Raw genomic sequence first — 12,966 nt, forward strand, 5'->3', positions numbered from 1 at the left:
GCAGGCTAATTTAAGAAATGAAGAAATAATGAGAAAAGAGATTTCACGCGAAGCCGCGAAGAACGCGAAAAGAAATGTTTCGGCATTTTTTCCGGCGTGGAATACACGCCGGGAAAAATGCCGAAACGGTTTTCCGTGAATCAAATTAATGAGCCGAACGTCCTGAATCCGCGCATCTTAAATGTCCGGGGAAAAACGTTTTGCGATTTTTCGTGGCTGGCGACAAATCCGGGAAAATAGTTTTCTACAGAATGCCCATACCAGCCATGACAAATCGCAAAACATATTGGACTTTTCGGATTTCCTTCATTTCTTAAATTAGTGGTGAAGTCTTCTTCTTTTTGAGGAATATATGAAGCCTACTGCCTTACATCAACTGGTTGCCGGATTTGCCGCGGGGGATGCTATTTCCCATGAGGCGCTGGCCTTGCGGGCGATCTGCCGCGAGGCCGGATTGGCCTCCGAGATCTACGCCCCCGCCAACCGCATTGCCGCCGATGCGACTGAAAGCTGCCGTCCCCTGGAAGCATTTCACCCCGGACCGGACGACACAGTGCTCTTCCACTACTCCATCACCTCCCCGGCCACCGCGGCCTTCCTCGCCCCCCACATTACAGATCATTCCCCTAATGTGGGAGGCGCGCTACGTCGCGGCGACTCTTCGTTAGCCCGGAAAATCGTGATCTATCACAACATCACTCCTCCCGAATTCTTCGCGCCCTTTGACGCAACGGTGGCCCGGCACCTGACCGAGGCCCGGCAGGAACTGAAGGCCATTCTCGGCCAAGCTGACGCCATCTGGGCGGACTCGGCCTATAATGCCGCGGAGCTCACGGCCCTTGGCTTCGCACAAGCGAAAGTGTTCCCGCTGTTGTTCAGGCCGGACGAGCCGGCCCTTCCGCCGGATCCATCCGTTCTGGCCAAGTTTGCCGTCCCCATGAAGAACATTCTCTTTGTCGGACGCATCGCCCCGAACAAATGTATCGAGGAGCTGATCACCGCCTTTGCCTGGTTCCACAAGAATATCGAGACCCAGAGCCGCCTGCTGATCGTGGGGTCCGACCGGAGTGCACCGACCTACTACGCCATGCTCAAAATGTATGCGGCGGAACTGGGCCTGGACACCGTCTTTTTCGAACGGTTCGCCTCGCCCGCGGGGCTGAATGCCTACTACCAGGTGGCGGACCTGTTTGTCACCACCAGCCGGCATGAGGGCTACTGTCTGCCCCTGCTCGAAGCCATGGACAAGGGCGTACCGGTGCTTGCGCGCCATACAGGCGGGACCCCGGAGGCGATGGGCGACGCCGGCGTCCTGTTCGATGATTTGCGGACTGAAGAACTGGCCGAGCTCTTTGGAATGGCCTGTTTCGATGCTTCTTTCCGGCAGACGATTCTCGAGTCGCAGAAGCGGCGAATGGAGACACTGCGGGCAAGGCCGGTGAAAGAGGAGTTCCTCGCCCTATTGGGGCGAGGTTAATGGTTAGTTGTTATTGGTTATTGGTGCCCAAATTCGGGATTTCAATGTGGGAGGGGCACTCCGTGCCGCGACTGGCCTATTGAGGATATAACAATGACTGGCGATCAATCTGCGAGCCCAGCCCACTCGTCCAGCTTGCGTGGCTATCGAAGTTATGGCCGAAGCGGGTGTTGGTTTGTTACAAAATGTCTTGAGCCCCGTCGCCCACTTCTTGTAGCAGGTGTTGCAGAAAAAATTGCAGATGCTTTCGTTTGGTATGCCAATCAAGACAAACTTCCCGTCGCCGCCTTTGTCGTCATGCCTGATCACTGGCACTTGATGTTTCATACGGTTGGAGGGGATGATGTCGTCATGTTCATGCGGAAAGCATGTCATTGGATCAGCCGACAAACCCGGGTCGCGCTCCAAGAAGGTGGCGCAGCGTGGCAGGATGGATTTCATGAGACGCGGATCCGAACATCCCGCCAGTTTCAGTTTGTGCGGAATTATATTGAGAATAACCCTGTAAGGAAAGAATGGACCAGTTCAGCCGCTGAGTGGCAATGGTCATCCGCACATCCGAAGTACAAACACATCGTCCCTCTGGACTGGCCTGTACAATTCGACAAGGAAGACTGAAGAGTCGCCGCGGCGGAGCGCGCCTCCCACATTAAAGAGAAAGAATGTTAGTGGATATTGGAGAGCGGGAGCTCAATGTGGGAGGGGCACTCCGTGCCGCGACAGGTCCGAAAAGGCCGCCGTTTATGATAAGCGTCGCCGCGGCGGAGCGCGCCTCCCACATTAGGGGATTCCTCCTCGAATAACTAATAACCCATAACTGATAACTATTTCCGCCTCAACGTCGCGACGACCTCGATGATGATGAAGAGGATGAGGGCACAGGCGAACCAGCGGATGGCGGGATGATTCAGCATGAAGGCATGAATGACGCCGCCGAAGAAGATCAGCGCCAGGACCACCACCAGATTGGCGAGAATCAGGCTGCGCCAGTTCTGTGCGGCCCAGGCCGCCAGCCGCTCCTGTGCCGCCGGCTTGATATAACGGGTATGCAACGCAAACCCGCCCAGGGCCAGCATAAACATGACCACCGGCAGCAGATTGATGCGGAAGACCTTCTCCTCAAGCTCATGCGTCCCGGACAACATCATCTCAATGGCCACAAACAGGATGACCAGCAGCCCCGCCCACTGGACCTGCGGATATCGTTCAAGCTTGGAGGCGATGTAGTTCGAGGCAATGGCCATCAGGATAATCGAAAAGACCAGGCCAATGCCCAGCACCAGGAAATTCTCACGCGAGGCCCCCGATACCGCCAGCACATTGTCCAGACTCATCGACACATCCGCGATCAGGATCAGCCAGACCGCACTCTTCAGCGTCCGGACCTCCTTTTTGCCGGCGCCTCCGGCCTCCTCCCCGTCCGCACCCCCGCGCCTCAGCTCGCGATAGAACTTCCATACCACATAGAGCAGCAGCAGGCCACCGGCGAACTTGATCCCGACAATCCGCAGCAGATACACCACCGTGGACGCAAAAATGATCCGCAAGATCGTGGCGAGGACAATCCCGATGACAATGGCCCGCTTGCGTTCTTTACCGTGCAGGTCCTTGGTGGCCATGCCAATGACAATGGCGTTGTCCCCGCTCAGGACAATATCAATCAGAATGACATTCAACAGGGCCAACAGCCCGGCGACCGTGAATAACGAGGTAATCGAGGCACTTATAGTTTCAATCATGGAGGGAGCTCTTAAGCCAGACCTGGTATTTTGTCAAGGAGCGGATCGCGATTAATCGCGCTAATCGATCAAGGGCGAAAGATATCAGGCTCTTCCAGCTAAAAACTCCACTATTTCCCACCATAAATACTTTTGACCTCAGCCGCCGGGCGCTTGTCGCATTCAGCCATGATCGCGTTGCAGTATTGCGACAACCCGACCACGTCAGCCCCCAGATTCAGGAACTGGTACCCCATCGCAATCAATTCATTCATGTTGGCCGTGGACCCGACGGTGCCGGCAAACTTGCCATGCGCCCGCGCCACCTCGGCCACCCTGCGACGTGTTTCCAGCAGCCGGGGATGATCCCAGACACCGGGGGCCCCGATACTCTGACTGAAGTCACCCGGCCCGAAGAACAGCATATCAATGCCCGGCAAGGCCGCGATGGCCTCCAACTCCGCCAGCGGTTCCGGGTCTTCGATCTGGACCACCAGAAATCGTTGCTCATTGGCCTGCTTCAAATACTCCGTAAACTCAATGCCACAATAGGCACCATCGGCATTACCGCCATCCACAGGACGCAGGCCGATCGGATGAAACCGGGTCATCCGCACCACGGCCTTTGCATCCGCCAACCCCATGATGTGCGGCACCATGATGCCGGACGCATCCATCTCCAGCGGCCGGATATAGTCACTGTAACTGCCGCGCGGGACGCGGACCATTACATCCACATCATGGCACTTGGCCGCCCAGACCCCCTTCTCAATCACGGAGTAATCATTGGGCACATGCTCCATGTCCGGCCAGAGGCAGTCGAAGCCCGCCAAGGCCGCAATTTCCATGGCGCGCGCATCCGCCAGATTAAGCTTGAAACAATTAACCACTTCTCCAGCCCGGAGCTTCTTCAACACCTTACTAGGACGCATCTTAAGAGTACTCATATTATTTCCTTTCGTTAGCGCTACCTTACTTGCAAAAGTTGATTTGCATTTTTTCTCCCTGAAGGGGAGAACCTCCACAGCCAAGGGTGAAACCCTGGCTGAAGCATTCAGCCCTTTCAGGGCGGCTTCCTCACTTCGCGGTGTAACCGCCATCCACAGGAATATTGGCACCCGTCAGATACACGGAGGCATCAGACGCCAGGTAGACAACAATCCCCTTCAAATCGGTATCATTCGCCATTCTTCCCAGCTGCGTTCTGGCGCTGTAATTCCTTACAAATTTCTCAGGCTGGGAGGCCTCCCAATACCCGCCCGGTGACACACAATTCACCCGGACCTTATAGGTGCCCAGCATGCTGGCCGCCCAGCGTGTGAAATTGATCATTCCCCCTTTTTCATAAAAATAGATGGGGGAGGGATTGGGATTCATGTCCGTCCCCTCATAATTCGCCATTTCAATGCCGACCATGCCCATCATCGACCCGATATTGATGATCGAGCCGCTTTGCTGCTTCTTCATCTCTTCAGCGAAAAGACGGGTGATGACAAACAGGGCGGAGGCATTGATATGCAAACTGCGATCGAAATCCGCCAAGGGATAGTCCCAGCCATTCATCGCGGAGCGGATAACCGCGTTATTGATCAGCACATCCATTCTCCCGCTGCGCTTCATGATTTCGGCATGGAGCTTGAAAATCGACTCTTCGTTTTCCAAGTCCAATGGAAGCGCCGTGACCGTATAGCCCCTGGCGCGCTCCTCGGAAGCGACCTTCTCCAGCGCCTCCAGATTGCGGGAGGCAATATAGGTTTCAGCGCCGGCCTCGGCGAGGGCGGCCACGATCTGCCGCCCGTATTTACCGGCACCCCCGGTCAACAGCGCCACTTTCCCCTTCAGCGAAAAACTCTCAAGTACATTCATCGGTGTATTCTCCTAAACTGGCATAGCAAAACAAAAATATTCAGACAAAATGAACAAAATACACAAAATGAGTCCACAGATTACTTACCATTCTGTGCATTCTGTTCATTCTGTCAAAAATCCTTTCCGCGCCCAATCTCGACCACCTTGCCGCCAGCTTCCCGGCTTTCAATGCCGCCGATCACCAATCTCATCAGTTCATCGGTTTCACTGAACGGGAAGGGGTATTTCCCGGAACGGAGGAAGTCGACAAACGCCTGTAACTGGGCTTTAAACGCATAAAACGTATCCTGGGACGTAAGCGTGATGTTCCCCGCCGTTCCGCCCAGGTTCAGGGCACCGCCATACTGGATGTCCTTGATACAACCGATCACGATATCTATCCCGCGCCGGTGCGTCATATGGACCACATTCCGTTCCGCCGTCCCCAGGTTCTGAATCGTCTCAAACCCGGGCCCGACAATCGGATAGATCGACTCCAGCGCATGGATGCCATAGGTCTCCCATTTCTTAGCCATCGGCATGGACACAAACCGGAGCTGCCCCAATTCCTGCGTGCGCCGGTGGTAAGGCGCGAATTCCTTGGCGTACCGCATGCAACTGGAGGACATCACCGGCTTAGCTTCATCAACAATCCATTTCCGGAAGAGGCCCAGATCTTTCTGATTATCACACAGCGGCTTGTCGATGAATACCGGCAGCCCGGCTTCAACAAACGGCCGGGCCCGCCTGACGTGTTCACTGCCGATATCGGTGGCAATAATCACCGCGTCCACTTTCCCGATAAAATCTTCAGGTTTATCAACTACCTGCGGGATGAGGGAACACTTCGCCACTTTCTCCGCATCCGGTCGCTGGTCACAATAGATGTGCGTCACCGTGGCCCCCGTGATCCGCAGCGTCTCCGAAGGCTCCTTGTTCAAATAAACCGGAATCCCGGCAAACGGACATTCCGCCATCATGGCACTGCGGTCATAGCCATTAAACATGGCGCTCCAGCTGAACGGATGACCGTTGCCTTCTGTCATGCCGATGATGCCCAGGCGAATGTGATCCGGATTTGTAACAAGACTCATAATGGCCCTCTCCTTGCCTCTTTCAACCACGATTAGTATGTGATTATTCGTTACCGGCCACCGGTATGTCAATCGCCTATGCGGGTATTGATGGCAAAATGATATGTGATATAATCGCGCGATATATGAAATTCGACAATCTCACGCCAACCCATTCCTCTTCAGGGCTTGCCTCGCTCACCAAAGATTTACATTGGGTATTGAGTCACGCCCTCGGCCATTCCCACTTACTGCACGTGGTTCACGGCGCCCGCGAGACGCCCGTCCCCGGATTCCAGCAGCAGGGACTTCATCACCACGACGACTGGGAATTGTTCTTTGCGATGCGGGGGGCCATGCGTTTTGAAGTGGCGGGGCGCCCGCCTGAAACCTATGCCAAAGGCTCGATCCTGATCGCTCCTCCGGAATGCCTGCACGCCGCCAGTGAGTTGCCTCAAACGGATGATTTACGGGTATTAGTCATTCACATCCCCAATAAATCCAGAAAAACAGGAGTGACTGATCATCACCATCACCCCATGGGCCTCTATTCCGCGCTCTCGGTCGACCAATTCACGAAATGGACAGAACTTCTGGGAGACACCCCTGGCTCCATCATTGAAAAAGTGGCGCATCTTGCTACGGGAAACACCTGGGAGAAGGAACATGCCCTCGGGCTCTTGCGCATCCTTCTCTCCACTTATGCCGGGATGACTACTTCCATCCCGGACCGTCATGACTCCACCGAGCACCGGGTATCAGAAGCCCTGGCCTTCGTGCTCACCCACTATTGTGAGGCGAGCCTGTCGCTTCCCCAAGTGGCGGCGGCGGCGGGACTATCGGTCTCCCGCCTCAGCAGTATCTTCCGGCAATCCACCGGACATAGCGTCCGGCAGGCCATGATCGACATCCGGCTGCGCCGGGCCATGACGCTGATCAAACAGTCCCGGTATCCGCTCAAGGAAATCGCCCATTTGACAGGCTGGAGCAATCAACTCTATTTCTCAGCCGCCTTCAGGAAGCGTTACGCCCGCCCGCCCTCATCATTCCGGCCCCCTCAAAGAGACTAAAGTTAAAGATTTACCAGAGAAACGGAGATTTAGAGAGAGAAAATCAAATTTGGCGACAGATAAGCCTGCCAGGTTTCCCCCGCAAGCGCTGATCACGCACACGCTCCACAGTCATTTTCCGTTGATGTTCAACCCGTGGGTTTCACGGCTATAGAGCGACATCGTGAAGGCCCAGATGGACACCCCCAACAGGATGCCAAATAAGGCCAGATAGGCCGCCGGCGGGTAGACCATCACCTTGTTGACCACCACGGCGCTGGCCTTGAAGTGATCGAGGACTTGCCCTACTCCCTGCGCCATAAGCGCCACCATGGCGTACGTCACGGTATTGAAGATGCCGATCGAAACGGCGACATTTCCGGGCGGATTGAGCTCCTTCATAAAGGCGGCATTCACCGGGGTGCAGCCGGCGGCGGCCGCCGACAGGACAAAGGCGCACAGGAAAATGGCCGGCGGCAACTTGAAAACAATCCCGAGCACGATCGTCAGCATCGCCACCATCGTGGCGACGCTGTTAAACACGAGAAAACCCTTTCGCCGGCTACCCAACTGCTTGCTGACCAGCCCCGAAAACAGCATTACCGTCAGCATCGACAGCATCATGGCGAACGTGAAGTTTGAGGAGGCCAGCGAGGAGAGTCCGCAGAAATCCTGAAGGAATTTCGGCCCGATGGTGGCTTGAATACTGAAATAAATCCCAAAACACAGGGGGATCGTGCCCAGAATGGGGTAGTTGAGTTTATTTTTAAACACCCCTACCACGCTGTGAAACAGGTGGGCATTGGATTTGACGGGCACTTCACGTTCCACCTGCCGCATGATGAGCCAGGCCAGAATCAGCACCACTCCCGTCGCCACGGCCACCGCCATACAGGAATGACGCCAGCCGATGTGCTCCACCAGCATCCGGAACGGCCGGGTGCCGACCAGCCCCCCGCAAGACCCCAGGACACAGAGCAGCCCGAATACCGGCGCAAAGTTCTTGCTGCTGAAATAATGATCGGTTTCCTTGACCATGCACAAATACATGGTGCTGGACCCTAATCCCACCAACGCCCGACTCCCATACAAGCCCCACTTGCCACAGGCTAACGGGAACAGCGTGGAGCCAATCACAAACAGCACCCCGCTCACCAATACGACTTTGATGCCACCCCAACGGTCGGCCATATATCCGGCAAAGGGCTGCATGGCGGCATATAAAAAAAGATAGATGGCGCTGAGCTTCGTCACCTCTGACGCCGTCATCAGGAATTCAGACTGAATATCATTGAAGATGGACCCCGGGACCGCCACCCGCTGAAAATATGAAAAGAAGTACAAACCGGCGATCGCCAAGACTATCCCTACCCCAATTTTTCCCTGTTTTCCCATTTCACTCATTTTGCTCATTCTGTCTCAAATTGTTTATTCAGGGCGCGGCTTCGGCTAAATTTGCGTCCAGTGTTGTGGAATAGCCACGCTCAATCCGGCACAATAAATGGATCGCCCCCACCAGCATCACATCTACAATCAGACTCGCCAGAGTAAACACGATGGCGCTGGATTCCAACTTCATATTCACGGTAACCACTACCTGGCCGATCCAGACCAGTTGCACCACCAGGTATTTGATGCCCATGACCAGGATCACGCCGTGGTGGGGAATCCCGTTCCGTAGCGGCTCATTGGCGCGAACCCGCGCCATGTCCCTGAGAATACTTTTCCGGATAAGGCCCCAGTAGGCCCAGATTCCCAATGAAAGAGGCAACAAGAGCCAGCCATGCCACCAGAAGGCCCTCATCAGGCCTTCATGTTTCATCCAGACCATGAGGCAAGGAATGCCGAGCGCCGACAGGGCCATGATCCCATCAAACACCCACATGGCGATCTTGAGCCAGCGGGTTTGCGGGCCAACCGTGGTGACAATGGGGATTTCCTCATGTTTATTTTCATTCCAGGACGCCGGCGGATGGAAATGGGCGTCCCCTCCCAGTTGATACCACTTCACATACACCAAAATACTAAAGCCGGTGTAGGCCAGCATGCAGACCGTGGTCCATGCAAAAATCCAACGATAGGCAAAATCAGACCCATGGCAAAAGTACCGCACCACATCAATGTACAACCCCGCCAGAATGCTGAAGACAATGACGCAAAGCGACTGGATCAGTGCCCGGGCTGAACAGAACTGTCCAAACCGGGACTGGGGAAAAACCCGCATTAAAAGCGGCATAGATCCGGCATTGCTGAGCCCTGTTTGAAATGCCGCGGTCAGCACCCCGCTGAGGGAAAGCCAGAAAAATACATTCCCCGGGAGGGAGACGAAGATCCACACCCACCCCATCAAGGCGCCAATAGTCGAGAATATCGACAGGTATACCGTGATGCGCAGGGGATGCCAGCGGTCAATGAATACAGCGAAGAAATACACCGCCACAATGGACACCACCATGCCAATGGCCCCCAGCTTCCCCATCTGGTCCAGCGACAACCCCATGTCTTTATTGAAAAAAACCATGAAGGTACCGATGCAACCACCGATCGCGGTGGTTGAGTTGGCTAAAAACATCAACCAATAGAACGAATCCCCGAAGGATTCCTTGAAAAATGTTCTGATCCCGGAAAATCCTTTATTCTGCTTGGCCTTCTCCTCGGTGATAGGCGGATACTTGCCCTCTTTAACCATCAGACACATCAGGGTAAACCCGACAAAGTACAGGATAGCGGCTCCGGTGAAGATTTCCCGCATATGCGATTCAGCATATCTGAAGATAAAGTAATTGAAGATCGCACCCGCGGCATTACCCACGATTCTGAAATACCCGAAAAATCGGCCCAAGAACTGGGGTGGAACGACATCGTTAAAGAGATAATAGAAAACCGACCCGACAAACATGTTAAAGAATGCGAACATCACTACAAAAAACGAGATCAAGGCGATTGTGACGGTAGCCGGGGCAAATTGTTGAGCAAACTGGGAATGGCGCTGCAGCAGGACTGAAAATTCATCACCCCAGCCAATCAGCACCAGACAGAGGCACAGGAATGGCATGGTCGAGGCAATAAAGGGGATTCGCCGCCCCCACTTGCTCCGGTAGCGATCGCTCTTGAAACTGATATAGGGGCAGATGGTCATGTTCAGAACGCCTGGCGCTGAAGTCATGATCAACGCCATCAGCCAGTTCGAACATCCCAGCGATTTCAACTTCAAGGGAAGCACGCGGGGCTCCACGCTTTCCATCAGGGTAAAACAGAACCCACCCCAGAGCAGCCAGGCAAACAAGCCCACCAGCCCCAGTTTCGTATAGGTCAGCGTGCCGCAATGGAAGGTCTTGGCGCCGGGGTCACCCCCGGCACCAGCCCCGACCAATGGTGATGGTTGAAGATCAGTCATATGAATTTCTACGTACTTATCACCCGGCGCCGACAGAGCGGCGCCCTCCATTTAATTCCAATGGAGGGTTTTGCTCTGTCAAAACCAGATCCCCCTCAATATTCCAACTCCCAGCGCGGCTTGACATCCTCGGCGCTCATCTCGGACACCCACACGTCCGTGCGCAGAAGTTGCATAATCGAGGTTGGCATTCGAGGCGTGACCGGACCGTGCATGCAGAGCCGCGACGTGAGCCGCTGCCAGGAGGCAAAGGCCCCATTGACGCTCAGACTGTGAATATCAATGCGGTTCTTTGCGCCGACCACTTCCGCCGGGCCGATGGTCGCCGCCATGGGTGGCACGGCAGACAGATTACCACTTGCCCCGAAACTCCCATGCAGGGAATTCTGCGCCAGGGTGAAGGGACTCAGCCGGCAGATCCGCGGCCCCATGGTCATGAACTCCTTGACCGTCTTGGCCTGAAATTCAGGTGCATCCGGCTCAACAAACGCCAGATGGCCCGTCCAACCCGGCCCGCTGTAACAGATATCAGCCCCGCCTTTGTCCGCAATCATCTTGCCGTAGTCCTTGATGTTCTTTGTAGTCGGGCCCTGCATCTGTTTTTCCGGCGGGCGCAGTTTCTCATCGATCTGGCTCCAGAAGTATTTCTTGAATGAATGCATGAAGCCATACTCCCAGGACTCCGGCGGTGTCTCGCCCTTCTCGTTGGCATATTCATCCATATTAAAGGTGTGCAAATGCTTGCAATCCACCCCGAATTTGTTGATCAAATACGCGACCTTCATATAACCCCGGGACGGATTCGGCGTGATCATCACCATCGGCCGCCCTTCTTCAGCGGCCAGCCAGATGCGATGAAAAATGTCCGTCACCAGGCGAAAACCTATCTCGGCGCCAGGCATGACGGTAATCCGGTAATCCGGGTTGCGGTGTTTGGCAATATCCGCCTTTTTGATTTTCATGACCTTCTCGATCGCCTTCAGATCCTGATAGGGAACAAATTCAGCCGGTTTAAACGTCCATTTTTTCATAGTCTTTTCCTTTTCGTTATCGTTCGAACACTAACTCTCCGTTAACCCACGTGAGTGCGGCCATTTTGTCCGCATCCCATAAAACCAAATCGGCTTCAGCTCCGGCCACCAGGTTGCCTTTGGCCTTCAACCCGAGCACCCGGGCCGGATTCGCCGTGCCCATCGCCCATATTTTCGCCGGCGGCAACTTGATCCACTTGTTGAGGTTGCTCATGGCGACATCCATGGTCAGCGCGCTTCCAGCCAGCGTCCCATACCCGCGATGCGCCGGGTCGGCGTTGCGCGCCCCGCGACCGGGCTCCACGCGGACCGGAAAGCCCCAGGGGGTCGGATACTCGCCCGGTGGCAGACCGGCCCCGATATTGCTGTCCGTAATGGCCGAAACTCCCTGCCAGCCCTTGGCCTGAATCGCCATCTGAATGACCACGGGATGCACATGACACCCATCCGGAATCACATCCACCGTCGCCCGGGAATCCGCCAGGAAGGTTTCCACCACCCCCGCCGGCCTCACTCCGGGATCCACCACGGGACCAATGGGAAATACATCATAAAAGTGGGTTGCATGCCGCGCCCCGGCATCGATGGCCGCCTGCGTCTGGGCTACTGTGGCGCAGGTATGGGTGACAAAGGCCACAATCCCGAGTTCGCGCAGGCGCTCGATGACCGGAATGATGTTGGGTGTATCCGGACTGATAGACATCACCGTTATCCGGTTTTTGGCGGCCGCCACCAGCTCATTAAGCCAGCCGACATCGCCCGGAACAAGTTCGCAGGCGGCACCCCGCAGGGCCATGAACGGCCCTTCCAGATGGAACCCGGGAATACTGACGCCCTGAATATCTTTCAGACACGACTCCAGGCGCGCCAGCTTATCAAGCCAGTCCCGCGCGCCGTTCGGCACCACCGTGGGCAGGATCGTCGTCGTCCCCACCCGCCCCAATTCACGTCCTGCGGCCAGCAGATCTTCAGGACCCCGCTCGTATAAAAAGGTTTGGAACCCATGCGTATGCATGTCGATCAGCCCCGGGGTCAGCAACCGCCCCTGCCCTTGCACCACTGTCGCTCCTGCCGGCACTTCTGCATCGGGTCCAAGCGAACGAATCTTACCGTCCTCAACTACAATCCGGCCCGGCAGGATCTTGCGCCCCGGCAGAACCAGCTTCACATTCTCAATACATAATGTTTTCATAAGCACCTAACGAATGGCATCCATCGTGTTCTTGTTTGTGGCTCGGAAAAAGAATTTGAACAGAAGCTCGCGAAGACCGCGAAGGAGAAAATGGTTTTGCCTTCGGCGCCAACACCCTGGTTTTGAATTCCAAAAATGTTCATGTGGCTGCGGCGTATTCGCCGTAGCCACCTTTGCGTGC

10 protein-coding genes and 1 pseudogene are annotated in these 12,966 nt (G+C 55.3%); 3 read left to right on the top strand and 8 right to left on the bottom strand.

From position 1 onward, the window contains the following. Window positions 1-352 precede the first annotated feature (352 nt). Together WCS52_14435 and WCS52_14440 are read left to right on the top strand one after the other, a co-directional pair. Window positions 353-1,477: a glycosyltransferase gene (locus WCS52_14435; GenBank protein MEI6168377.1), complete on the top strand. Its 1,125-nt coding sequence runs from the start codon at window positions 353-355 to the stop codon at window positions 1,475-1,477. 93 nt (window positions 1,478-1,570) lie between these two features. Next, complete coding sequence (locus tag WCS52_14440) at window positions 1,571-2,095, top strand: transposase (GenBank protein MEI6168378.1); 525 nt, start codon at window positions 1,571-1,573, stop codon at window positions 2,093-2,095. A 524-nt stretch (window positions 2,096-2,619) separates the two neighbouring features. Here the strand turns inward: WCS52_14440 and WCS52_14445 are convergent. The 4 genes and pseudogenes from WCS52_14445 to WCS52_14460 form a co-directional block, all read right to left on the bottom strand. After that, a pseudogene (locus tag WCS52_14445) lies at window positions 2,620-3,216 on the bottom strand (YjbE family putative metal transport protein). Window positions 3,217-3,326: 110 nt separating this feature from the next. After that, entirely contained in the window at window positions 3,327-4,142 is an 816-nt protein-coding gene (locus WCS52_14450; GenBank protein ID MEI6168379.1) for an aldolase/citrate lyase family protein, read from the bottom strand. Window positions 4,143-4,272: 130 nt separating this feature from the next. After that, the gene (locus WCS52_14455; GenBank protein ID MEI6168380.1) at window positions 4,273-5,061 is read right to left on the bottom strand and encodes an SDR family oxidoreductase; all 789 of its coding nucleotides are present in this window, start codon (window positions 5,059-5,061) and stop codon (window positions 4,273-4,275) included. A 113-nt stretch (window positions 5,062-5,174) separates the two neighbouring features. Continuing rightward, window positions 5,175-6,137, bottom strand: a complete 963-nt coding sequence (locus WCS52_14460) for a Gfo/Idh/MocA family oxidoreductase (GenBank protein MEI6168381.1) — start codon at window positions 6,135-6,137, stop codon at window positions 5,175-5,177. 125 nt (window positions 6,138-6,262) lie between these two features. Here WCS52_14460 and WCS52_14465 point away from each other — a divergent pair, with 125 nt between their 5' ends. After that, complete coding sequence (locus WCS52_14465) at window positions 6,263-7,186, top strand: AraC family transcriptional regulator (protein ID MEI6168382.1); 924 nt, start codon at window positions 6,263-6,265, stop codon at window positions 7,184-7,186. A gap of 111 nt (window positions 7,187-7,297) precedes the next feature. On the opposite strand, the gene WCS52_14470 is transcribed toward WCS52_14465, so the two are convergent. The 4 genes from WCS52_14470 to WCS52_14485 form a co-directional block, all read right to left on the bottom strand. Continuing rightward, entirely contained in the window at window positions 7,298-8,569 is a 1,272-nt protein-coding gene (locus tag WCS52_14470) for an MFS transporter (protein ID MEI6168383.1), read from the bottom strand. 28 nt (window positions 8,570-8,597) lie between these two features. Beyond that, a complete protein-coding gene (locus tag WCS52_14475; protein ID MEI6168384.1) occupies window positions 8,598-10,562 on the bottom strand; it encodes an MFS transporter in 1,965 nt (654 codons plus the stop codon). Between the two features lie 95 nt (window positions 10,563-10,657). Beyond that, window positions 10,658-11,593, bottom strand: a complete 936-nt coding sequence (locus WCS52_14480; GenBank protein MEI6168385.1) for a hypothetical protein — start codon at window positions 11,591-11,593, stop codon at window positions 10,658-10,660. Between the two features lie 16 nt (window positions 11,594-11,609). Beyond that, complete coding sequence (locus tag WCS52_14485) at window positions 11,610-12,785, bottom strand: amidohydrolase family protein (protein MEI6168386.1); 1,176 nt, start codon at window positions 12,783-12,785, stop codon at window positions 11,610-11,612. Window positions 12,786-12,966 lie beyond the last annotated feature (181 nt).

It is taken from the genome of bacterium (assembly GCA_037128595.1).
In the GTDB taxonomy this organism is placed as follows: Bacteria; Verrucomicrobiota; Kiritimatiellia; order CAIKKV01; family CAITUY01; genus JAABPW01.